Origin of the sequence: Streptomyces sp. NPDC029216, assembly GCF_040648015.1 — a bacterium.
Lineage (GTDB): Bacteria > Actinomycetota > Actinomycetes > Streptomycetales > Streptomycetaceae > Streptomyces.
In genome coordinates, this window is the sequence record NZ_JBEZWL010000126.1 from 1 (window position 1) to 21,871 (window position 21,871).

Below are 21,871 nucleotides of genomic sequence, written 5' to 3' on the forward strand. Positions count from 1 at the left end.
CGCCGGGCCCCGGGCGGCCCGCGCCCCCGCCGGCCGTCCCCGGGGCCGCGGAGACCCGGACCACGGCCGGGCCCGGGCGGTCGGCGCGGTAGACGCCGTCCGGGCCGATGCGGCCCCGGTCGGTGCTCCAGTGCGGGGTGCCGGCGGCCGGGGCCAGGGTGGTGTCGTAGCCGGTGGCGGTGAGGGTGCGGGTCAGGCCGGGGAAGAGCCGGGTGGCGCCGCCGGCCGGCTCGACGCGGAACCCGGCGAGCGGGCCGGGGCCGGCCGGGGCGGTCAGGACGAGGCCGTTGGGCACGGGGCGCAGCCGCCCGTCGGAGGGGGCGTTCTCCACGGTGAGGGCGCCCGCCCCGGGGTGGGCGGCGAGCAGGGTGGAGGAGCCGCCGCCGTCGAGGTTGAGGGCCTCGTACGCGCCGAGGCGGTGCATGAGCGCGCCGAGCCCGGTGAGGGTGAGGCCGCCGCTGTCGCGCCGGCGGCCGTCGACGGTGACCAGGCTCAGCCGCCGGCCGTCCCGCGAGAGCCCGACGGCGGTGCGCGGGGCGGCGGCGTTGTTCGGTTTGCCGCCGTGGTTCAGCGGGGTGCCGGCGGCGACCAGGGTCCCGCGCCCGCCGAGCGCCGTCACCGGGGCCGGCCCCGACGCGGGCAGCGGCCGGGCGGTGACGGCCACCGCGTCCCCGACGCGCCGGGCGGCGAGCGCGGCCGCCGGGCCGGTGCCCCGCGCCGTCAGCAGGGTGGTGCCGGGGGCGGGGCGCGTGCCCGGGACGGGGCCGGCGGAGGTCACCCTCCCGTCGCGCAGCTCCACGGCCGGCCCGGACCCGAGGGCCGGGAGCCGCTTGCCGCCCCAGTCGGCGGTGTAGGCGGCGAAGCCCTCCGCCGGCGGCTTGGCGGCGTTGTACCCGGCCAGGGGGTACGCCCGCCCGCCGGGCAGGGTCACCGTCCCGTCGAGGCCGAGGCGCAGGAGGCGGCCGGCGCCGTCCGGGCCGAAGCCGACGGCCGCGCCGCCGCCGGGCCCCGGCGAGGCGGAGTGCAGGAGCCGCCCGGAGCCGACGCCCGGGCCGAGGGGGGCTCCGGTGCCCCGGATGTCGAAGAAGTCGCCGTTGACGGCGGCGACCACCCGCCGCCCGGGCCCGGGCCGGTACCGGGCGGCGGCTTCGGCGAGGGTGACCGGGCCGGTTCCGCCCGCGGCCTCCAGGTACTCGGCCCGGACTCCGCCGCGCGGGTCGAGGTCGGCCTCCAGCTCGTCGATCCGCAGCCAGCGGTCGCCCTCCAGCCGGTCGTACGACTCCAGGCGGATCCCGGGGGCGAGCTGCCGGGTGGTCCGGGCGGTCTCGATGCCGTCGCCGGGGCCGCCCGCCGCGGCGTACGCGGGGACGGGTGCCACGAGGACGGCGCTCAACAGGGCGGGCAGCAGCGGGCGGAGGCTCATCACCCCGGCAGGATGGCCGTACTGTACGACCATCAGACGCCGGGCGCACCGCGTGGACCTGCGGGTTCAGCCGTTCGCACCCCTCCGCCCCTGTGTGGACGCCGGGGCCGGGGCTGACATATGTTCACCCCCATTGTCCGGCCCGGCGCTCAGCCGGCCCGTTGCGCATCCCGTGCTTCTTTCGCAGACGTTCCCGTGGGGGGTACTCCGTCATGTCCTTCGGCACGCCCGGCTCAGCGCCGTCCCCGATGCCCGGCTACCAGCCGCAGCTGCCGAACCTTCCCGTGCTGCGCTCCCCGCTGGGGCTGGCGACCGCGCTGACCGTGCTCCTGTCCATCGCCGGGCTGGTGAACCTGCTCTCGGTCGGCGTGGGCGCGTACACCTGGTCCCTGACGCAGGTCCTGACCGGTGATCCCGTCACGGTCCGGGACGACGCCCTCCGGCAGTCGGACGTCCTCACCGGCGTGTTGGCGTCCTTCCAGACGCTGTCGCTGCTGGCGACGGGGGTCGTCTTCATCATCTGGTTCCACCGGGTTCGCACCAACGGCCAGGTCTTCCGCCCCGACGGCTTCAGCCAGTCGAGCGGCTGGGCCATCGGATCCTGGTTCGTGCCGGTGGGCAACCTCTACCTTCCCTACCGGATCGCGAAGCAGATCTGGAGGGCCGCCGTCCAGCCCGCGCCCGACGGCTCCTCCCGGCGGGTGTCCACCGCGCCCGTGACCGCCTGGTGGCTGGTGTGGACCGCCTCCACGCTCTGCGACACCATCGTGGAGCAGCTCTACAAGCGCGTCGACACTCCCGAGGGACTGGCCGTCGCCTCCGGGTTCAGCGCCTTCGCCGGCCTGTGCACGGCCGCCGCAGCCGTCCTCGCGATCCTCTTCGTCCGCAAGCTGACGGCCCTGCAGCACGCCCGGGCCATGGGCCCGTACGCCGGGGTGTGACGCCCCGGCCCTAACCCGTCGGCGGTTGGGGAACGGTGAACTCGCACCACACGCACTTCCCGCTGCCCCGGGGTTCCACGCCCCACCCGTCGGCGAGCCGGTCCACCAGCATCAGGCCCCGGCCCGACACCGCCCAGTCGTCCGCCTCGCGGCGGCGCGGCAGGGCGCTGCTGGAGTCCTCGACCTCGATCCGGATCCGGCCCTCCGCGGTCAGCCGCATACCGACCTGGCCGCCGCCCTCGGTGTGCACGAGGGCGTTGGTCATCAGCTCGTCGGCGGCCAGTTCGATCTCGTCGGCCCGCTCCCGGGCGCCCCAGGCGGCGGCCGCCGCCCGGATCAGGTGCCGGGCCGTGGCCGGGCCGTCCGTGTCGCCCGGGGTCAGGTGGCGGCTCAGCGGGCCGCCGCCGCGCGGGGCGGGGGTGCCGCGCCGGCGCAGGACGAGCAGGGCCATGTCGTCCCCGCCGCCCGCGTCCCCGACGAGGTCGCACAGCACGTCGGCGAGTTCCTCGACGTCGGCCGGGCCCGCGCAGGCCGCGTCCAGGAACTCCCGCATGCCGGTCTCGGAGTCCCCGCCGGGCCGCTCGATCAGGCCGTCCGTGCAGAGCAGCAGGGTGTCCCCGGGGTGCAGCTCCATGCTGGTGACGGGGTAGCCGCAGCCGGTGTCCGAGGGCTCGCGCGCGGGCAGCCCGAGCGGGAGCCCGCCCGCCACCTGGATCCGGTGGCAGCTGCCGTCCCCGCGCCGGACCACCGGGTCGAGGTGGCCGGCCCGGACCAGGTGCAGCATCCCGGTGTTGAGGTCCGCCTCGGCGTAGGTGCAGGTGGCGAAGCGTTCGGTGGCCAGGTCGGACAGGAAGGCGGAGGCCCGTGCCATCGCCGTGCCCGGGGTGTGGCCCTCCAGGACGTACGCGCGCAGCACGATGCGCAGTTGGCCCATGACGGCCGCGGCGTCCGTGTCGTGGCCCTCGACGTCGCCGATCATCACCCCGACCCGGCCCTCGCCGAGCGGAATGACGTCGTACCAGTCGCCGCCGATGTCCCGCCCGATCCGGGCCGCCCGGTACCGGACGGCGATCCGCGCTCCCGCGACGTCCGGGATGCGGCGCGGCAGCATGGCCCGCTGGAGACCCTCCGCGAGGTCGTGCTCCTGCTCGAACAGGATGGCCCGCTGGAGGCTCTGGGCGATGCCGCTGCCGAGCGCCACGAGCAGGTTGCGCTCCTCGGCGGTGAAGTCGCCGTCGCGGGTGTAGAGCAGCCCGAGCGCGCCGACGGGCCGGCCCTGGGCGATGAGCGGCAGGTAGACGCCGCTGCGCACGGACAGCGGCTCGATGTACGGCCACAGCTCCGGGTAGCGCAGCCGGAACTCCTCCCGCGAGGAGAGGTAGACCGCCTGGAGGGTGCGGACGGCCTCGCTCATCGGCAGCCGGGCGTCGATGCGCGTGTACTCGATCTCGGGCACGTAGGCGCCCAGCTGCCCTTCGGCGACCAGGTGGATCCGGGCGCCGTCGACGATGCCGAGCATGACGCTGACGGCGCCGAGGTGGCCGAGGCCCTCGGGGTCCTTGAGGATGTCGGTCACGTCGTTGACGGTCCGGGCGTGCGCGAGGATCGCGGCGGTCCGCTCGACGACCCCGGTCATCCGGCGCCGGCCCTCGTCGCGCTCCCCCGCCGCGCCGGGCTCCCCGGGGTCCTGCGCGGCGTCGCGGACGATCCCGATGATCCGGTGGGGGCGGCCGCCCGGGTCCCGCAGGACGTGGCCCTGGAGGTGGGTCCAGGAGGTGCCGCCGTCCTGGCGGAGCGTGCGGAAGTAGGCCCCGTAGTGGCTGCGGCCGTCCCGCAGCGCCTGCTCGACGCGGTGCTCCAGGCGCGCCTCGTCGCCCGGGACGATCCGGGCGCGCAGCCCGTCGGGGGTCCCGTCGAACTGTTCCGGGCGCAGGTCGAGGACCTCGAGGGCGGTGGCGTCCAGGTGCATGCGGCCGCCGTCGAGGTCCCAGTCGAAGGTTCCCATGCGGTTGAGGGCGAGGCTCAGATCGGGCCGCGCGGGCCAGTCGACCGCCGGGATCCTTCCCCGCTGGTCCATGCAGCCAGGGTCTCACTCTTCCCCGTCCCCGGCAGCGCGCCGGGCTCCTCCCGGGCGGCGCGCCCGCGATTTGCCGGGGTCCGCGCCCGGGCAGACGATCGGAGCGTCCCCTCTGTCTGCGAAGGGAAACTCCCATGAGGCGGCTGAGCTGGATGTACCGGACCTCGGTCGGAACGGCCGTGGCGTGCGGACTGGCGGTGGGTCTCGCGACACCCTCCTCGGCGGCGTCGAAGCTGCTGAGCCTGAAGCTGGACGCGCCCTACGTGACGGTCTCGTTCCTCGACACCGAACCCCATGACAAGAGCAACGTGCTCGTCCTGCGTCCGCAGGGCGGCGGGGAGACGCTGCGGGTGATCCTGTCCGACGAGATACCCGGGGTGGGCAAGACCGTCGTCAAGAGGGTGGACGCCGGGATCCGCCCGGGCACCGGCTACTGCGCGGCGGTGGAGGTCGCCACCCTGACCGCGGAGGTGCCCACGGAGCTCCCGTCGGAGTTCCCGACCGAGCCGCCCGAGCCCGATGACGTCGGCACCATCTACGAGACCGGCACGGTCTGCGCCGACCCGTCCGGCTCCACTGCGGTGCCGGGCGGGCCGACGGGCCGGTAGGGATCCGGCCGCGGGCTAGTAGGGGTTCGCCGGAGGATTGCCGTAGGAGGACGCGGGGGCGGGCGGGGTCGTGGCCGGGGCTCTGGTCGTGGGGGGCGGCGTAGGCGGGTACGGCTCCGTGGCGGTCTCCGACGGCGTCTCGGTGGGCGTCTCGGAGGGCGTCTCGGAGGCCCGCTCCGACGGCGACTGCGAGGGGCTGCCGGTCGGGGTCCCGGTGGCGGTCTCCGTCTCCCGGCCGGTGGGCGTCCCGGTCCCGGTCGGCGTGCCGGTGCCGGTCGGGGACGGCTTCGGGGAGGGTGCCGAGGACGAGGCCGACGAGGTGGTGGGCACCGGGGTGGGGACCGGTGGCGGGGGGACGGGCCGGTCGGGCTTCGGGTGGGCGCCGCGCCCGCGTTCGAACCAGCGGCGGTCGTGGTGGTCGTAGATGACGAAGGCGTTCACGATGGTCTGCGACGGGGCGATGACCACCACCTTCGCCGGCTCGTACGCGCCCCACGGCTCCCCGTACCGCTTCGGGTTGGCCTTCAGCGCCACCGGCGGGCTCAGCGGGTTCCCGCAGGCGCAGCGCACCCTGGGCGTCCCGCGGTCGTCCACGAGTACGGCCGTCCCGGCCTGGAGGACGGCCTGGTAGGCGGTGGGGGCGCCGTCACGGAAGCCGTGGTTGGTGACCCGGGTGTCCAGGCGCAGCTGTACGGCGGTGAGCCCGCGCAGGTAGCCGGGTACGGCGGCCGGTTCGATGCCGAGGGCGGAAGCGAAGGCGCTGTTCTTGGCGGGCTGCCCGGACAGCGCCGCGATCTGCTTCTCCACGTCGCAGCTGGCGACGTCCTTGGTGCCGCCGTAGAGGCCGGGTGCGGAGCCGTTGACGCTGCGGGTGCCCGTCGTACCGCCGGCCGTGGCGGTGGCCGTGGCCGTCTGCGGGCTGGGTGTCGCGGGCTGGGGCGGCGGGGTCGCCTGCCGTGCGGCCGTGGACTCGGTGAAGGGGTCCGGTCCGGAGGCGGCGGCCGGCTGGAGGAACACCTCGCCGGCGGCCTGTCCGGAGGACCCGCCGCCGGGCCGGGTCAGGACCACGGCCAGGGCGGCGACGGCCACGACCGCAACCGCGGCCGTCACCAGCCGGGGCACGGACCGCCACCAGGGCCCCTTGGACGGCTCCCCGCCGCCTCCGGGACCCCCTCCTCCGGGGGGTGCGGGCGGCGGGGGTGTCGACCCCCGGTCCCCGCCCGAGAGCGGCCCCGAAGGGGGGCCGGTGGGGCGCTCCGACGCCGGCGGCTGCGATGACGACCGTGGCGGTGGCTGCGAGGAGAACGGGGGCGGCTCCCCGCCGGACGGCTGAGTGGTCACGGGCCCTCTTCCCAAGCTCCAAACGAAAAATTCCGGACATCTCCGGATTTCTGACACTCTTGCCGCCCATTGTGTGCGCGGTCCGAGTGGTGGCCGCAAGCCGGGGATGCCACGGTTGCAGGGTGAGCAGTACTTCCGCGAGGGCGTTGCGTGACGCCCTCGCCGCCGTCCTGGCGGGCTTCGCGGTGATGACCGCGGTGGCCGCCGCCGGGCTCGCCTGCGCCGGCGCGGCCGATCTGCCGGGCGGGGCGTTCCCCCATGTGGTCGCCGCCGTCGTCGTGATGGCGGCCGGCGGAGAGATCGGGATCTCGGGCGGGGCCGGGATGCTGGGCGACGCCGACGCGACCCTGTCCGTGCTCCCCCTGTCGGTCAGCCTGGCCGGTGCGCTGACCACCGGTTACCTGTTCCTGCGCCCGCTGCGCCACCGGGCGGTGGCCCGGCCCCGCGAACTGCTCGCCCGGGCCGCCCTGCCGACGGTGCTGTGGCTGGTCCTCCTCGCCCTCTTCGCGCTCTACGCGCACCACACCTTCCGCCTGCTCAACGGCGACTCCCCGCTGGAGGACCTCGGCGAACTCCTCGACTCCACCCCGACGGTGGGCTTCCGGGCGGACCTGCCCGCCACCCTGCTGTTCGGACTGCTGTGGATCGTGGGCCTGTTGCTGATCGCCCTGCTGGTCTCCCGCCGCGCACCGCTGCCTGGGCGGCTGCTCCGCTTCCACACGGCGGTGCGCCCGGCCGCGTTCGCCACCACCGTGCTGCTCGTCGGGTACGTGGTCCTCGGCCTCGTGGCCGGCCTGGTGGTGGCCGCCACCCAGGGGCACGCGACGCGGACCCTGGCCGTGGTCCTACTCGGCCTGCCGAACCTGGCCTGGCTCGCCCTGACGCTGGGCTTCGGGGGCGCCTGGCAGGGCAGGGCCGAGGGGCCGTTCGGGCTGCCGATGCCGCAGCTGCTGGACCAGGTGCTGCGCGGGCCGGACCTGTCCACGCTCGATGTGTCCGCGCTCGCGCGGCACGACGGCCGGGCGTGGTGGCTGGTCGCGGTGGCCGCCGTCGCGCTGCTCGGCGCGGGCGTGCTGGCCGCCGTACGCTCCCCGGCGGGGGTCCGTCCGTGGCAGCACGCCCTGCACCTGGCGGTGGCGCTGGCGCTGGCCACCCTGGCGGTCTGTCTGCTGGGGCGGGTCCAGGCGCAATTCGGGCTGTCCGTGCTGGGCATCGGGGACGACTCCGGGCTCGGCGGCACGGTGGAGCTCACCCCGTCGCTGTGGCGTACGACGGGCCTCGGCCTGCTCTGGGGCGCGGTGGCCGGCTTCCTCGGCGCCCTCCTGGCCCGCCCGCTGCGCCACCCGGGCCGCGTGGACGAACCCGCCCCGGCGCAGCAGACCGGCTGAACTGGCGCAGCAGACCGGCTGAACGAGGCCCCTCGGAACACCGTGCGACGAGGACCGCGGAACACCGCGTCAGGCCCAGTCCCCGAACTCCCGGAACACCGCTTCAGGCCCGCCCCCGGAACACCGGCAGCGCCCACCGCGGCGGCGGAGGCGGCGGTGCGTCGGAAGCTGCCGGGGCCCTGGCGTCAGCGGCGGCTCCGGCGACGGCGCCGGCCACCGGGGCGGCGGCCGCGGCAGCACCCGCCCGGCGCAGGGCCCCGGTGAACTCCAGGCAGCTCCCCCACCGGTCCTCCGGCGACTTAGCCAGGGCCTTGGCCAGGACCTCGTCCACCGTCGCCGTCAGCTGCGGCCGCCGCGAGGACGGCGCGGGCGGCGGGTCGAACTGGTGGGCCCACAGCAGGGCCATGTCGTCGTCGCGCTGGAACGGCGGCCCGCCGGTGAGCATCTCGTAGACCACGCACCCCAGGCTGTACACGTCGCAGCGCCCGTCCACCGGCTTTCCGGCGATCTGCTCCGGCGCCACGTAGTCCAGGGTCCCGACGAACTGGCCGACGCTGGTGAACCCGGTCAGCGACAGGGACTTCTTCGTCAGTCCGAAGTCCGTCAGGTAGACGTGCTCGGGGTGTTCGCTGTCCGTGCCGTCCGCGACGAGGATGTTGCCGGGCTTGACGTCCCGGTGGACGAGGTCGTGGTCGTGGGCCGCGTCGAGCGCGGAGGCGACCTGGCCGGCGATCCGGGCGGCCGTCTCCACCGGCAGCGGGCCCGTCCGGTCCAGCAGGGCCCGCAGGTCCTGTCCGGCGACGAACCGCATGGCGATGTAGAGGAGGCCGTCCGTCTCCCCCGCCTCGAAGACGGGCACGATGTGCGGGTGGTCGATGGCCGCCGCCACCTTCGACTCGTGGGCGAAGCGCTGGCGGAAGGTGTCGTTGCGGGCGAGTTCGGGGGCCAGCAGCTTCAGGGCCACCGGCCGGTCCAGCCGCAGGTCGCGGGCCCGGTAGACGACGGCCATCCCGCCGCGTCCGATCTCGCTCTCGATCAGGTAGTCGGCGATCTTCTTGCCCAGCAGCCCGGAGGGGCGGCCGCCCAGCGAGTCGGCGAGGCCCATCACCCGCCTCCCGCCCCGGGCAGGTCGACGATGCGGGTCGGCTCATGGCCCGTCTCCGGTACGGGTGCGCCCGCCGCGGTGTCCGCCTCCGGCGGCGGCGCCTGCTCCGGTGCCGGTGCCGGTGCGGGCGTGGCCCCCGGACCGGAGACCACCGCGTAGGTGGCCATGCGGCTCCCGTCCGCGTACATCCAGCGGCGCGAGGTCTCGTCGTAGAGCCACACGGACTCCCCGTCGATCACGATGCCGGCCCGCAGTCCCCGTACGGCCCGCCCGAAGTCCTCGCCGCCGGCCGTCCCGGAGGCGTGGTCGCGGACGGCGCGCCGGTAGCGCTCCAGGGCCTCTGCGGCCCGGCCCAGCAGCGGTCCGGGGTCCTCGGTCCGCGTGAGGGGCCGGCCGGTCGTGGGGGGCGGCTGCGGGACGGCCACCAGCAGCCGTCCGTCGACCCAGGCGGACCAGCCGTTGGCGCACAGGATCTCGGTCCACTCGCCGCGCCGGGAGAGCAGCTGCACGGGCAGGAAGGGGTCCAGGGGCGCCGTCGGCCGGGCCACGTCGGGGGCCTCCCAGGCGGGCAGCCCCTCCTGCGGCACGACGTGGGTGGGGTGGAACTCGGGGATCGGGTCGGTGAAGGTCATCGCCGCGGCTGCTTCCGCATGACGGCCGGCTCCTGCCGGCGCAGCAGCCTGGCCACGGCCACTCCGAAGAGCACCGACAGCACGAGCAGCATGGCGATGCACAGCAGCCACCCGCCGGACTGGTGGCGGAAGAGCGGGTCCTGGGTGAGTGTGCCGGGGACGATCTTCCCGAGCTCGATGGTGGCGCCCATCGCGCCCATGGCCCACCGGGAGGGCGCGAACCACGCCACCTGTTCGAGGCCGGGGACGCCGTTGAGCTTCAGCAGGGTGCCGCAGAAGACCACCTGGACGATGGCGAGGAGGACCAGCAGCGGCATGGTGACCTCCTCCTTGCGGACCAGGGCCGAGATCATCAGGCCGAGCATCATCGCGGTGAACGACAGCAGGGCGACGGCGACGGTGATCTCGATGAGCGGCGGCATGAGCACGCCCTTCCCGCCCGGGGCGTTCAGGTCCACTCCGGCGAGGGCGATGAGGGTCAGCACCACCGCCTGGGCGACGGTGATGGTGCCGAGCACGACCACCTTCGACATCAGGTAGGCGGTCCGCGACAGCCCGACGGCGCGTTCTCGCTGGTAGATCACCCGTTCCTTGACGAGTTCGCGGACGGCGTTGGCGGCGCCGGTGAGCACCCCGCCGATGGTGAGGATGAGCAGGGCGTTCAGGGCCGTCTCGGCGGTGAGGGTGTTCCCGGCGAGCGCGCGGGCCATGGCGCCCATCATGAACGGCAGCGCCACCATGATCACGAGGAAGGTGCGGTCGGCGCTGAGCACGGCGGCGTACCGGCGGACCAGGGTGGACAGCTGGGCGCCCCAGCTCTGCGCCTTCGGCGGCGGCGCCGGCGGCGCGGCCCCGGCCATCCGCACGGCTTCCGCCGCGGGCCCGGGTCGGCGGGCGGTGAGCTCGACGTAGCGCCGGTGGGCCGGCGAGCCGCGGAAGGCCCCCGCCCAGTCGCGGTCCCGGTCGTTCTCGAAGACCTCGAAGGCCTCGGGCCATTCCGCGAAGCCGAAGAAGTCGAGGGCCTCCTGGGGCGGGCCGAAGTAGGCCACGCGCCCTCCGGGGGCGAGGAACAGCAGCCGGTCGCAGACGTCGAGGCTGAGCACGCTGTGGGTGACGACGATGACGGTGCGGCCGTCGTCGGCGAGGCCGCGCAGCATGTGCATGACGGAGCGGTCCATGCCGGGGTCGAGGCCGGAGGTGGGTTCGTCGAGGAAGAGCAGCGAGGGCTTGGTGAGCAGCTCCAGGGCGACGGAGACCCGCTTGCGCTGGCCGCCGGAGAGGCTGTGGATGGGCTGGTCGGCGCGCTGGACGAGGCCGAGTTCGCGGATCACCTCGTCGACGCGGGCCTCGCGTTCGGCCCGGCTGGTGTCCTGCGGGAAGCGCAGTTCGGCGGCGTACACGAGGGCGCGGCGGACGGTGAGCTGGGCGTGCAGGATGTCGTCCTGGGGCACGAGGCCGATGCGGCTGCGCAGTTCGGCGTAGTCGCGGTAGAGGTCGCGGCCGTCGTAGAGGACGGATCCGGTGTCGGCGGGGCGCAAGCCCGTGAGCGCGCCGAGGAGGGTGGATTTCCCGGCGCCGCTGGGGCCCACGACGGCGAGCAGGCACTTGGCGCCGACGGGGAAGGTGACGCCGTCCATGAGGGTCTTGCGGCCGCGGTCGACGGTGACGCCGAGGTCCTGGACGTCGAGGGAGACCTCGCCGGTGTCGGTGTACTCCTGGAGCTGGTCGCCGACGAGGCAGAAGGAGGAGTGGCCGATGCCGACGATGTCGCCCTCGGCGATCCGGGCCCGTGCGACGGGGGCGCCGTTGAGGTAGGTGCCGTTGTGACTGCCGAGGTCGACGATCTCGTAGGTGCCGTCGGCGAGGGCGCGCAGCTCGGCGTGGCGGCGGGAGACGACGAGGTCGTTGACGACCAGGTCGTTCGCCGGGTCCCGGCCGATGCGCAGGGCGGTCCGCGCGGGGATCGGGCGGACGCTGGTGGGCCGGCGGTAGGTGCCGGTCATGGAGGGGTTGACGACCTGGGTGGGGCGGGATCCGGACACCGGGGCGGCGGGCGGAGGCGGCGTCCGGCCGAGGAGGAGGGCGCGGGGGCCGTCGAGGGGGTTGCCGAAGCGCAGCTCGCTGCCGGGGCCGACGTGCTCCACGTGGACGCGGTGGCCGTCGGCGGCCCAGGTTCCGTTGGTGCTGTTCTCGTCCTCGACGGTCCAGTGGTCCCCGTCGGGGCGTAGGACGGCGTGGTGCCAGGAGACGCGGGCGTCGTCGAGGCAGATCTCGCAAAGGGGGTCGCGTCCGACGTGATAGGTCCTGCCGGGGCTCATTTCCGTGGAGCCTCGGGCGGTTTCCAGGACGAGTTCGGGCGCGGTCGGCACACCGGGGCGCTGGACCATGACCAGATTTTCGCACGATCCGTCGATCCCGGCATAAGCGCAGGTCAAGCGGGTCTTATGGGTAATGACAACGGTCCCCGTTGCAGCCTTTGCCCTCTGCGCCGGGGTGCGCTTCACTTCACGCGTCGGAACCGAACAAACCGGGGGACGCCATGACCGGCCACGACCACGATCACGACCACGGGCCCGCGCAGGGCACCGGGCACGCGCACGGCCACGGCGGCCACGGCCACGCGGGGCACAGCCACGGCGTGGACCCGGACGCCGACCGCCGCTGGCTGGCGATCGCGCTCGCCCTGATCGGCGGCTTCATGGCCGTCGAGGTGGTCATCGGCGTGCTGGCCCACTCCCTGGCGCTGATCTCCGACGCCGCGCACATGCTGACGGACGCCGTCTCGATCGTCCTCGCCCTGGTGGCGATGCGGCTGGCGGCGCGTCCGGCGCGCGGCGGGTTCACGTTCGGCCTCAAGCGGGCGGAAATACTCTCGGCCCAGGCCAACGGCCTGACGCTGCTGCTGCTGGCGCTCTGGCTGGCGTACGAGGCGGTCCGGCGGCTGCTGGATCCGCCGCCGGTCGAGGGCGGCCTGGTGCTGGTGACGGCGCTGGCCGGGATCGTGGTGAACGTGGCCGCGGCCTGGTGCATCTCGCGGGCGAACCGCTCCTCGCTCGCGGTGGAGGGCGCCTACCAGCACATCCTCAACGACCTGTTCGCCTTCATCGGGACGGCCGTGGCCGGTCTGATCGTGCTCACCACCGGCTTCGTGCAGGCCGACGCGATCGCCTCGCTCGTGGTGGTGGTCCTGATGGTCAAGGCGGGGTACGGGCTGGTGCGCGAATCGGGCCGGATCTTCCTGGAGGCCGCTCCGGCGCACCTGGACCCGGACGCGGTCGGCGACCGGCTCGCGGGGCACCCGCCGGTGACGGAGGTCCACGACCTGCACATCTGGACGATCACCTCGGGGCAGGCGGCCCTGTCGGCGCACGTGCTGGTGGAGCCGGCGGGCGACTGTCACGCCGTGCGCCGCGATCTGGAGGCGCTGCTGGCGAAGGAGTACGGGATCACGCACACCACCCTCCAGGTGGACCACGTCCAGGACGAGCTGCTCTGGGTCGGCCGGGCGGGCGAGGGGCCGGACGCCGCCGACCCGCACTGCGCGGACGCGCACGGCCCGGTCCACCGCCAGGGCCCGCACGCGCACTGAGCGCCCTCCCGCGCGCCCCCGCCACGGTCCGATCACTGATCGGGGCCGGGGCGGGGCATGTATGGGACCGTGACACAGCCGAAGAGGTACAAGCAGAGCGCCGGCCTGCTGCTGTTCCGCCGGGAAGCCGGCGGCGGGGCGGGCGGCGTCGAGGTGCTGCTCGGCCATATGGGCGGGCCCCTGTGGGCCGGCCGGGACGCCGGGGGCTGGGCGATCCCCAAGGGCGAGTACGGGCCGGAGGAGACCCCGCGTGACGCGGCCCGCCGGGAGTTCACCGAGGAGCTGGGGCTGCCCCCGCCGGAGGGCGAGTACCTGCCGCTGGGCGAGGTCCGGCTGAGCAGCGGGAAGCTGGTGACCGTCTGGGCGGTGGAGGGTGACCTCGACCCCGCGCTGATGGTGCCCGGGACCTTCACCATGGAGTGGCCGCCGCACTCCGGGACCGAACACGAGTTCCCCGAGCTGGACCGGGTGGCCTGGTTCAGTCCCGCGATGGCCCGAAACAAGCTGATGGTCGCTCAGATCCCTTTTCTGGAGCGATTGTTGACCCTCCTGGCGGATTGACCTGACCTTTACTTGCCAATAAACCTCACCTGCATGGACATTGCACATATGACGAACGTCGTGCTGGTGGGAACCCTGGACACCAAGGGTGTCGAGTACGGCTGGCTGCGCGAGAGGCTGCTGCGCGCCGGCGTCGAGGTGGTACTGGTCGACACGGGGATCATGGGAGAACCCCGGGTTCCCGCGGACGTGCCGCGCGAAGAGGTGGCGCGGGCCGCGGGGACCGAACTCGCACAACTGCGCACGGCCGCCGACCGGGGCGCGGCCGTGACCACGATGGCCAGGGGCGCGGAGGCGACCCTCTTACGGCTGCACGCCGAGGGCCGGCTGCACGGGGTGCTCGCGATCGGGGGCAGCGGGGGCACGTCCATCGCGACCCGGGCGATGCGGGCCCTGCCCCTGGGCGTGCCGAAGGTGATGGTCTCGTCGATGGCCTCGGGGGACGTGTCCCCGTACGTGGGCTCCTCGGACATCACCATGATGTACAGCGTGGTGGACATCGCCGGGATCAACAGCATCTCGGCCCCGGTGCTGGCGAACGCGGCGGAGGCGATCGCCGGCATGGCCAAGGGCTTCGCGCGCTCCTCCCTGGACCGCAGCCGTCCGGCCCGGCTCGGCTCGGGGTCGCGGCCCCTGGTCGCGGCGAGCATGGCGGGGGTGACCACTGCGGGCGTGGACGCCGCCCGGGAGCGGCTGACCGAGCTCGGCTACGAGGTGCTGGTCTTCCACGTCAGCGGTACGGGCGGCCGCACCCTGGAGAAGCTGGCCGGTCAGGGGGTCTTCGCGGGCGTACTGGACCTGACGCTGAGCGAGCTCGCCGACGACCTGTGCGGCGGCATCCTCACCGCCGGCCCCGACCGGCTCAGCGCGGCCGGGCGGGCCGGGATCCCGCAGGTGGTGAGCCTGGGGGCGCTGGACATGGTGAAGTTCGGGCCGCTGGAGACCCTGCCCGAGCGGGCCCGGTACCGGCGGGTGCGGGTCCACAACCCCTCGATCACGGTGATCCGTACGACCCAGTCCGAGTGCGCGGAGCTCGGGCGGCGGGTGGCCGCCAAGCTGCGCGCGGCGACCGGGCCGACGGCGGTCTGCGTGCCGCTGCAGGGGCTGTCCACGCTGGGCGCACCGGGGGGCCCGTACCACGATCCGGACGCGGACGGGGCCCTGATCTCGGCGCTGCGCGAGGGTCTGCGGGGCAGCGCCGCACGGCTCTACGACTACGACACCCACATCAACGACCCGGCCTTCGGGCGGGCGGCGGCCGACCGGCTGCACAGCATGATCGGCGCGGTGTCGGCCGCGGCGTGACCGTCACCGACCGCTCCCTTTCCACCTTTTGACCGCTTCCCAGCCGGTTTCCGACCGCTGTCGACCGTGGCACGTCCAAGGACCGGACGGGCCCGATGGTCGGGAACCGGCCGTGGCTCAATGGTGTCCATGGGTGTGGCCGGTCGGAATCGACCGGTCCGGCTCTGGGAGGAGCCGGTGACGCCACGGAGGGGGGCGGGGATGAGCAACGGCTGGACGGTACCCGGGTACACCGAGGTCCGCGAGCTCGGCTCGGGCGGCAGCGGCCGGGTCGTGCTCGCGGTCCACGACGCCACCGGCACGGCGGTCGCCGTGAAGTACCTCAGCGACCGGATGCGCGAGGACCCGGCCTTCGTCCGGGAGTTCCGGGCCGAGGCCCGGCTGCTGGGCGGCCTGGTCTCCCCGTACGTGACGGGCTTCTACGAGTACGTAGAGGCGCCGGACGGTGCCGCGATCGTCATGGAGCTCATCGACGGGATCTCGCTGCGCGCCGTCCTGCTGGAGTCCGGGCGCACGGACGCCGAGGCCGCGCTGGTGGTCCTCAAGGGGTCCCTGCTCGGGCTGGCCGCCGCCCACCGGGCCGGTGTGGTCCACCGCGACTACAAGCCGGAGAACGTGCTGGTCGCGGCGAACGGTTCCTCCAAGCTGGTGGACTTCGGGATCGCGGCGAACCGCGGCACCACCCCCGGCGTGGCGGGCACGCCCGCCTACATGGCCCCCGAGCAGTGGCAGGGCCGGCCGGCCTCCCCGACGGCCGACGTGTACGCGGCCACCGCGACCTTCTTCGAGTGCCTGACCGGCCGCAAGCCCTACGACGGCGCGAACTTCGCCGAGCTCGCCGTCCAGCACATCGAGGCGCCGGTGCCGGAGACCGAAGCACCCGAGCCCGTACGGCCGCTGATCCGGCGGGGCCTGGCCAAGCGGCCGGAGCAGCGGCCCGAGAACGCCGAGGCCTTCGTCGCGGAGCTGGAGGCCGTGGCGGTGGCCGCGTACGGGCCGCGGTGGGAGGAGCGCGGGCAGCGCAAGCTGGCCGCGCTGGCGGCCCTGCTGCCGCTGCTGTTCCCGTCGGCGGGCGGCGCGGCGGCCGGCACCACGGCGGTGGCCACCACCTCGATCGGCTCCGGCTGGGCCCCGGGGCGCGGCGGCTGGCTGGCGACGGGGCTGTCGCTGGTGCTGGGGGCGGTGCTGGTGTTCACCACGGACGCGGCCGGCGGTACGCCGCCGGGGTCCTCGGCCCTCAGTGACTTCGCCACCACGAGCCCCGGCGCGCCGTCGCCGCCGACGCCCGGCCCCTCGCAGACGGCTCCCTCCGGCTCCCCCTCGCCGTCGCCCTCGGGCAGCCCGTCGCCGTCCGCCTCGGCGTCCCCGTCGCCGGCTCCGACACCGACGCCCACGGCCTGGCCCTCCACCGGCACCAGCCCGTCCTGGAGCCCGACCCCGCGGCCGACGTTCACCTGGTCGCCCACGCCGACGCCCACGCCGACCCTGCGGGTGACCGAGCTCGACGTCTCGCTCAAGCCCGGGGCGTACCGGGCGGACGCCGCCGTCTCCCTGTCCACCCAGGGCAGCGGGCCGGTCACCGTCGTCCTCCAGTGGTTCCTGGGCGACGCGCAGGGCTCCTACACGGTCCCCGACGGAACCGACACGGTCGTGGTCCGGGCGGGCGCGCCGACCACGCTCGTCCAGTCCCACACCTTCCCGCGCGGCCGGGGCTGCTACGCCGGCGTCCGGGTCACCACGAAGCCCGCCGCGGCCAACGGCACAGCCTCCGACTCCCAGCTGCTGGCGCGCTGCACGGACCTGGAGCCCCCACGATGAGCGACCCGCACGCCCCGCAGGACGACGACTACAGCGCCACCGTCCTCGGCAGCCACTGGTTCAGCGGCCCGCCGCCCCCGGCCGACGCCGCCCCCGACCGGGTCGAGGGCGCGGTGCTGCGCTTCGGCCCCGGCGTGACGGCGGCCCTGCCCGCGCCCTTCCCCGTACAGGCCGGGCCCGCTCCCGCGCCGCCCGGGCGGCGGGGCGGCGGCTGGCGCCGGTACACGCTCGCCGCCGTGGTGCTGGCCGGGGTGCTCGCGTACCTGGGCTGGCAGCGGTTCGGGCCGGGCATCGAGGTGCGCGAGGTGGCGGTGAGCGCCGACCCGCGGGGGCCGGGCTGCGACGCGGCGGCCGACGTGGTGGGCGTCGTACGGACCAACGGGCGCGCCGGGACCCTGACCTACCGCTGGGTCCGCAGCGACGGCACCCGCTCGGAGGAGCTGACCGAGCGCGTCCCCGCCGGCCGCCGCGAGGCCACCCTCCACCTGATGTGGACCTTCAGGGGCACCGGCAGCTACCCGGCCCGGGCGGAACTGCAGCTGCTCTCCCCCGCCGGGGGGACGGCGGCGACGGAGTTCACGTACGCCTGCCCGCGCTGACGCGGCCGTCCGGTCACGGCGCGGCCGGCATCGAGGTTCCTTCGGCCCGCGCGGAAGGCCCGCGGCCGCTTTGGGGAGCAGCCGCGGGCCGTTTCACGTTCCCGTCCCCCGCCGCAACCGGGGGACGGAGTCTCAGAACCGCGCGTGGGCGGTGATGTCGGCCTCGAACTCCCCGGTCATCGCGGGGGTCACCGTCGGGCGGCACTGGGCGACGGCCGCCAGGTAGTCGGCCGTGGTCGCCCCGGGCTGGGCCGCCGCGCCCCGGGCGCCGACCGACTCAAGGTCCCGTTCGAAGGACACCTGGGCGGCGGTCCGGGCCGCGTGCTCGATGTCGGCCGGGGTGAACAGTTCGGTCGCCGCCACCAGGGCGGCCACGTCCACGTCCGTGCGACCGGCCGTGTAGCGGGACCAGATCGCGGCGCGGGCCCCGGCGTCGGGGGTGCCGATCGGGATCAGGTAGTCGAAGCGGCCCGGCCGCAGGAAGGCCGGGTCGAGGGAGCGGATGGAGTTGGTCGCGCAGACCAGCAGCCGCTCGTCGCCCTCCCGGAAGCCGGGTATCAGCTTGAGCAGCTCGTTGGTCACGCCGTGGGCGCCGCCGGGCTGCGCGGGCTCGGTGCGCACGGGCGCGATCTCCTCGACCTCGTCGATGAAGACCAGCACCCGTTCCAGCTCGGCGATCCGGGCGAAGGCGTGGCGCAGGGCGGCGGCCAGGTTCCCGCCGTCGGCGAGGCGGGAGGGCAGCAGTTCCACGAAGGGCCAGCCCAGCCGGGAGGCGATGGCCCGCGCGAAGGTGGTCTTGCCGGTGCCGGGCGGCCCGAAGAGGGTGATGGCGCGCGGCGGGCGCACCCCGTGCGCGGCGGCCCGTTCGGGTTCGGCGAGCGGCAGCACCACGCGGCGCTCGATGAGCTCCTTCTCCTTCTCCATGCCGGCGACCTTGGCCCACAGGTCGTTGGGCAGGAACCGGCCGCCGAGGTCGTCGAGGAGGCCGGCCGCCGGACCGTGCAGCGGCTCGGTCTTCTCGAAGTAGGCGACGGCGGGCTGGCGGGTGTAGCCGGCGTTGAGGAGGCCCTCGCCGAGCAGGTCCTCCTCGGGCAGGACGTACGCGATCCGGCCGACGCGGGCGGCGATCAGGCGCCGCTCCAGCTCGACGAGCAGGGCACTGGCGAGGCCGCGGCCGCGCCATCCGGCGGCGATGGCGATCCGCATCACCCAGGCCCGCTCGCCGGTCACGCAGGCGAGGGCCGCGCCGATGGGGACGCCCTGGTGGACGGCGACCACGCAGGGCTGCCGGTCGGTCAGCGCGCTGATGCACTCGGCGAGCGAGAAGACCGACTCCTGGCCGAGTTCGGCCGTCGTGTCGATCAGATGGACGACGGCCGCGAGGTCGCCCTCGCGGTAGTCGTGGATGAGCCAGTTCACCGGGTACCGCCCCTCGTTCGTGCTCCTGCGGCGAGGCTAGGGGCGGGCGGGCCCGCCGCTCACGCACCGCCGTGCACAACAGGGGGCCGGGAAACCGTCCGCGGCGTCCATAGACTGAGAGCTTCCGCCGAAGCGCCGCCCCGCGGACCCGGGTCCGTTCATGACTTCCGACAGGTGCGTACCGGACTCCGGTATTCACAGCTGATTCATACGCAATTCCGTGCCGGGGCCACAGTTTCCCCGGGAAGGCTCGGATGCATGATCCAACGCATCCTCCCCCACAAGGCGGCCGGCCGTCCCCGTGCCCGGCGGGCGTCACGGATCCTGCTCGCGGTGTGCGCGATGGGCGCCCTGCTCAGCCTGGACCTGCCCGAGGCCGGGGCCGCGTCCCCGCTCGGGGTGAGCGCCGAGGCTCCGGCCGACGCGGTGGCCGGGCGGGTCGGGGCGCTGTTCGCGGGCGGGCCCGACGGGGGGCACTTCTGCACCGCGTCCGTGGTCCGCAGCGCGGGCCGTGACCTGATCGCCACCGCCGCGCACTGCCTGGGGTATCCGGACACCACCGTCTTCGCCCCCGGATACCGGGACGGCGAGGCCCCGTACGGGCTGTGGCGGCTGACCCGCGCGTACGTGGCCCCGGGCTGGGCGGACGGCCGGGACCCCGACGACGACATCGCCTTCGCGACGGTCGCGCCGGACGGCGACGGACGGACCGGGGCCGTGGAGGACGTGGTCGGCGCCTTCCCGGTGGCCGCCGCGCAGCCCGGCGACGTGACGGTGACCGTGCTCGGCTATCCGAGCATCCTGGACGCCCCGCTGAGCTGCTCCAACGCGACGGGCCTGTTCTCGCCGACCCAGCGCCGGATCGACTGCCCCGACCTGAGCGGCGGCACCAGCGGCAGCCCGTGGCTGGCGGGCGGTGCGCTGGCCGGGGTCCTCGGCGGGTACGAGGGCGGCGGCAGCGTCCCGGAGGTGTCGTACAGCGCGGTGATGGGCGACGAGGCGCTGGCCCTGTACCGCGAGGCGGCGGAGGCCGTGCGCTAGGCGGTCCCCTCCGGGGCCTCGCACCAGGCCTGCGGGGCCTCGAACCAGGTCGGTTCCCCGGCCAGGGAGCGGTGGATGCGGTGCAGGGCGAAGGGCTCCAGGGGCGGCAGGCCGTCCGGGTGGAACCAGGCCACCTCCAGCAGTTCCCCGTCGGCCGCGCGGGCCTCGCCGCCGGTCGCGCGGCAGCGGAAGGTGATGTCCTGGTACTGGCAGGCGTCGCCGTTGGCGTAGGTGACGGGTTCGAGCATCTGGACGAGGACGACCCGTTCGGGGACGCACCGCACCGCCGTCTCCTCGTACACCTCGCGCACGGCCGTGTCGGCGGGCTGCTCGCCCGGCTCGGCGATCCCGCCGACGACCGACCAGCGGCCGGTGTCGGCCCGGCGCCCGAGCAGCACCCGGCCCTCGTCGTCGAAGACGACGGCGGTGACCCCGGGCAGCAGGAGCAGCCGGTGGCCGGCGCCGGCGGCCCGGATCTCGCGGATGAACTCGGGTGTGCTCATGCGCCGACCCTACGGGGTCGCGCGGCGGGCGCGGATCCGGCGGGCCAGGACCATCCCGAGGCCGCCGGCGGCGATCAGGGTCAGCGCGTACTCGGGCAGCGGGCCCAGCCGGGTGGCCGGGGTCTCGGTGGAGCGCAGCGGGATCTCGTCGACGAGCGCGTCGGCGGTGAACATCTTCGTCTGCCGGACCACCGTGCCGTCGGGCCGGATGACCGCGCTGACGCCGCTGGTGACGGGGACGAGGACGCTGCGGCTGTGCTCGACGGCGCGGATCCGGTCCATGGCCAGCTGCTGGTAGGTCATCTCGGTACGGCCGAAGGTGGCGTTGTTGCTGGGGACGGCGATGATCTGGGCGCCGGCCTGGACGGTGGAGCGCACGGCGTCGTCGAAGGCGGCCTCGTAGCAGGTGACCATGCCGACGCGGGTGCCGGCCATGTCGAAGACCCCGGGCTCCTTGCCGGGGCCGAAGTCGCGGCGGACCCGGTCCACGTCGGAGCTGAACAGCCGGACGAAGGAGCGCATCGGGATGCGCTCGCCGAAGGGCTGGATCTTGCGCTTGTCGTAGGTGGCGACGGGGCCCTTGGCCGGGTCCCACAGGATCATCGTGTTGCGCAGCGGTCCGGTCTCGGGGGCGAGGACCGAGCCGATCGCCGTGGGCACGCCGACGGCCTTGACCGCGTTGTCGATGACGGCGTGGGCGTCGGGCTCGATGAACGGGTCGATGTCGGAGGAGTTCTCCGGCCACAGCACGAAGTCGGGCTTCGGGACCCGGCCGGCCCGGACGTCCCGGGCGAGCTGGATGGTGCGGTTGGCGTGGTTGTCGAGGACCTGACGGCGCTGGGCGTTGAAGTCGAAGCCCGCGCGGGGCACGTTGCCCTGGATGACGGCGGCCACGGCGGTGCCGTCCTCGGCGGCGTCGGAGACCAGCGGACGGGCCGCGAGGGCCGCGCCGACCGGGGCGACCACGGTGAGGGCGGCGAGGGCGGCGGCGGTCCGGGCCGGCTGCCGGCGGACGGTGCGCGCGGCCCCGTACAGGCCGAACCCGCACAGGGCGACGGCGAAGGAGAGCAGCGGGGTGCCGCCGACGGCGGCGAGCGGTACGAGGATCCCGTCGGCCTGCCCGTAGGCGAGCCTGCCCCAGGAGAACCCGCCGAAGGGGGCCCGGGCGCGCAGGGCCTCGACCGCGACCCAGACGGCCGCCGACCACACCGGCGCGGCGGGCAGCCGGCTGACGAGGGCGATGCCCAGGCCGGCGAGGCCGATGAGGAGGGACTCCAGGGTGACGAGGGCCAGCCAGGGCACCGGGCCGACGCCCTCGCTGGTCCAGACGAGCAGCGGCAGCAGGTAGCCGAGCCCGAAGAGGAAGCCGAGCCCGAAGCCGGCCCGGGCGCGGCGGCCGCGCAGGCAGCCGGCCAGCAGGGCGAGGGCGAGGGGGGCCAGCCACCACAGGGTGCGGGGCGGGAAGCTGAGGTAGAGCAGCACTCCGGCGAGGGCGGCCAGGGCGGGGCGCGCCAGCCGGCC

18 protein-coding genes are annotated in these 21,871 nt (G+C 75.0%); 9 read left to right on the forward strand and 9 right to left on the reverse strand.

What is annotated here, in order from left to right; genetic code table 11:
* A partial coding sequence (locus AB0F18_RS30960) for a phosphodiester glycosidase family protein (RefSeq protein WP_362066613.1) occupies positions 1-1,423 on the reverse strand: 1,423 nt, incomplete at its 3' end.
* A 212-nt stretch (positions 1,424-1,635) separates the two neighbouring features.
* On the opposite strand from AB0F18_RS30960, the gene AB0F18_RS30965 reads away from it, so the two are divergent.
* Entirely contained in the window at positions 1,636-2,364 is a 729-nt protein-coding gene (locus AB0F18_RS30965; RefSeq protein WP_362066614.1) for a DUF4328 domain-containing protein, read from the forward strand.
* A 10-nt stretch (positions 2,365-2,374) separates the two neighbouring features.
* On the opposite strand, the gene AB0F18_RS30970 is transcribed toward AB0F18_RS30965, so the two are convergent.
* Entirely contained in the window at positions 2,375-4,441 is a 2,067-nt protein-coding gene (locus tag AB0F18_RS30970; RefSeq protein ID WP_362066616.1) for a SpoIIE family protein phosphatase, read from the reverse strand.
* Positions 4,442-4,575: 134 nt separating this feature from the next.
* On the opposite strand from AB0F18_RS30970, the gene AB0F18_RS30975 reads away from it, so the two are divergent.
* Positions 4,576-5,049: a hypothetical protein gene (locus AB0F18_RS30975; protein WP_362066618.1), complete on the forward strand. Its 474-nt coding sequence runs from the start codon at positions 4,576-4,578 to the stop codon at positions 5,047-5,049.
* Between the two features lie 15 nt (positions 5,050-5,064).
* Here the strand turns inward: AB0F18_RS30975 and AB0F18_RS30980 are convergent, their stop codons facing one another.
* A complete protein-coding gene (locus tag AB0F18_RS30980) occupies positions 5,065-6,171 on the reverse strand; it encodes a DUF6777 domain-containing protein (protein WP_362066620.1) in 1,107 nt (368 codons plus the stop codon).
* Positions 6,172-6,512: 341 nt separating this feature from the next.
* Between AB0F18_RS30980 and AB0F18_RS30985 the strand changes: the two genes are divergently transcribed.
* The gene (locus AB0F18_RS30985) at positions 6,513-7,778 is read left to right on the forward strand and encodes a streptophobe family protein (RefSeq protein WP_362066622.1); all 1,266 of its coding nucleotides are present in this window, start codon (positions 6,513-6,515) and stop codon (positions 7,776-7,778) included.
* 103 nt (positions 7,779-7,881) lie between these two features.
* Here AB0F18_RS30985 and AB0F18_RS30990 read toward each other — a convergent pair whose 3' ends face one another.
* The 3 genes from AB0F18_RS30990 to AB0F18_RS31000 are packed head-to-tail and all read right to left on the reverse strand — an operon-like array spanning position 7,882 to position 11,902.
* Complete coding sequence (locus AB0F18_RS30990) at positions 7,882-8,883, reverse strand: serine/threonine-protein kinase (protein WP_362066624.1); 1,002 nt, start codon at positions 8,881-8,883, stop codon at positions 7,882-7,884.
* Complete coding sequence (locus AB0F18_RS30995) at positions 8,883-9,515, reverse strand: hypothetical protein (RefSeq protein WP_362066626.1); 633 nt, start codon at positions 9,513-9,515, stop codon at positions 8,883-8,885. The genes AB0F18_RS30990 and AB0F18_RS30995 overlap by 1 nt, the downstream gene beginning before the upstream one ends.
* On the reverse strand, positions 9,512-11,902 hold the full coding sequence (locus AB0F18_RS31000) for an FHA domain-containing protein (protein ID WP_362066628.1): 2,391 nt from the start codon (positions 11,900-11,902) through the stop codon (positions 9,512-9,514). Before AB0F18_RS31000 ends, AB0F18_RS30995 begins: the two co-directional genes overlap by 4 nt.
* Positions 11,903-12,054: 152 nt before the next feature.
* On the opposite strand from AB0F18_RS31000, the gene AB0F18_RS31005 reads away from it, so the two are divergent.
* The 5 genes from AB0F18_RS31005 (at position 12,055) to AB0F18_RS31025 (ending at position 17,387) form a co-directional block, all read left to right on the forward strand.
* Positions 12,055-13,104, forward strand: coding sequence for a cation diffusion facilitator family transporter (locus AB0F18_RS31005; RefSeq protein WP_362066630.1), 1,050 nt, complete (start codon positions 12,055-12,057; stop codon positions 13,102-13,104).
* 57 nt (positions 13,105-13,161) lie between these two features.
* Positions 13,162-13,665 (forward strand): NUDIX domain-containing protein, encoded by a 504-nt coding sequence (locus AB0F18_RS31010; protein WP_362066632.1) that lies wholly within the window; start codon positions 13,162-13,164, stop codon positions 13,663-13,665.
* A 48-nt stretch (positions 13,666-13,713) separates the two neighbouring features.
* Complete coding sequence (locus tag AB0F18_RS31015; protein WP_362066646.1) at positions 13,714-14,970, forward strand: Tm-1-like ATP-binding domain-containing protein; 1,257 nt, start codon at positions 13,714-13,716, stop codon at positions 14,968-14,970.
* Positions 14,971-15,171: 201 nt separating this feature from the next.
* Complete coding sequence (locus AB0F18_RS31020; RefSeq protein ID WP_362066634.1) at positions 15,172-16,788, forward strand: serine/threonine-protein kinase; 1,617 nt, start codon at positions 15,172-15,174, stop codon at positions 16,786-16,788.
* Positions 16,785-17,387: a hypothetical protein gene (locus AB0F18_RS31025; RefSeq protein WP_362066636.1), complete on the forward strand. Its 603-nt coding sequence runs from the start codon at positions 16,785-16,787 to the stop codon at positions 17,385-17,387. Before AB0F18_RS31020 ends, AB0F18_RS31025 begins: the two co-directional genes overlap by 4 nt.
* A gap of 132 nt (positions 17,388-17,519) precedes the next feature.
* On the opposite strand, the gene AB0F18_RS31030 is transcribed toward AB0F18_RS31025, so the two are convergent.
* The gene (locus tag AB0F18_RS31030) at positions 17,520-18,806 is read right to left on the reverse strand and encodes a bifunctional GNAT family N-acetyltransferase/ATP-binding protein (protein ID WP_362066638.1); all 1,287 of its coding nucleotides are present in this window, start codon (positions 18,804-18,806) and stop codon (positions 17,520-17,522) included.
* A gap of 258 nt (positions 18,807-19,064) precedes the next feature.
* Between AB0F18_RS31030 and AB0F18_RS31035 the strand changes: the two genes are divergently transcribed.
* Positions 19,065-19,847 carry a serine protease gene (locus tag AB0F18_RS31035; protein WP_362066640.1) on the forward strand — a complete coding sequence of 261 codons (783 nt, stop codon included), beginning with the start codon at positions 19,065-19,067 and terminating at the stop codon, positions 19,845-19,847.
* Here the strand turns inward: AB0F18_RS31035 and AB0F18_RS31040 are convergent.
* Together AB0F18_RS31040 and lnt are read right to left on the reverse strand one after the other, a co-directional pair.
* Complete coding sequence (locus AB0F18_RS31040) at positions 19,844-20,350, reverse strand: NUDIX domain-containing protein (protein WP_362066642.1); 507 nt, start codon at positions 20,348-20,350, stop codon at positions 19,844-19,846. The two genes, AB0F18_RS31035 and AB0F18_RS31040, sit on opposite strands and share 4 nt — an antisense overlap.
* Positions 20,351-20,359: 9 nt before the next feature.
* Positions 20,360-21,871: apolipoprotein N-acyltransferase (lnt, locus tag AB0F18_RS31045; RefSeq protein WP_362066644.1), on the reverse strand; the 1,512-nt coding region annotated here is incomplete at its 5' end.

Coding starts and splice junctions, on each gene's coding strand:
- AB0F18_RS31025 (WP_362066636.1), top strand. CDS start 16,785: ATGAGCGACCCGCACGCCCCGCAGGACGACGACTACAGCGCCACCGTC.
- AB0F18_RS31035 (WP_362066640.1), top strand. CDS start 19,065: ATGATCCAACGCATCCTCCCCCACAAGGCGGCCGGCCGTCCCCGTGCC.
- AB0F18_RS31040 (WP_362066642.1), bottom strand. CDS start 20,350: ATGAGCACACCCGAGTTCATCCGCGAGATCCGGGCCGCCGGCGCCGGC.
- AB0F18_RS30995 (WP_362066626.1), bottom strand. CDS start 9,515: ATGACCTTCACCGACCCGATCCCCGAGTTCCACCCCACCCACGTCGTG.
- AB0F18_RS31020 (WP_362066634.1), top strand. CDS start 15,172: ATGAGCAACGGCTGGACGGTACCCGGGTACACCGAGGTCCGCGAGCTC.
- AB0F18_RS30975 (WP_362066618.1), top strand. CDS start 4,576: ATGAGGCGGCTGAGCTGGATGTACCGGACCTCGGTCGGAACGGCCGTG.
- AB0F18_RS30970 (WP_362066616.1), bottom strand. CDS start 4,441: ATGGACCAGCGGGGAAGGATCCCGGCGGTCGACTGGCCCGCGCGGCCC.
- AB0F18_RS31005 (WP_362066630.1), top strand. CDS start 12,055: ATGACCGGCCACGACCACGATCACGACCACGGGCCCGCGCAGGGCACC.
- AB0F18_RS31000 (WP_362066628.1), bottom strand. CDS start 11,902: ATGGTCCAGCGCCCCGGTGTGCCGACCGCGCCCGAACTCGTCCTGGAA.
- AB0F18_RS31015 (WP_362066646.1), top strand. CDS start 13,714: ATGACGAACGTCGTGCTGGTGGGAACCCTGGACACCAAGGGTGTCGAG.
- AB0F18_RS31010 (WP_362066632.1), top strand. CDS start 13,162: ATGTATGGGACCGTGACACAGCCGAAGAGGTACAAGCAGAGCGCCGGC.
- AB0F18_RS30965 (WP_362066614.1), top strand. CDS start 1,636: ATGTCCTTCGGCACGCCCGGCTCAGCGCCGTCCCCGATGCCCGGCTAC.
- AB0F18_RS30990 (WP_362066624.1), bottom strand. CDS start 8,883: ATGGGCCTCGCCGACTCGCTGGGCGGCCGCCCCTCCGGGCTGCTGGGC.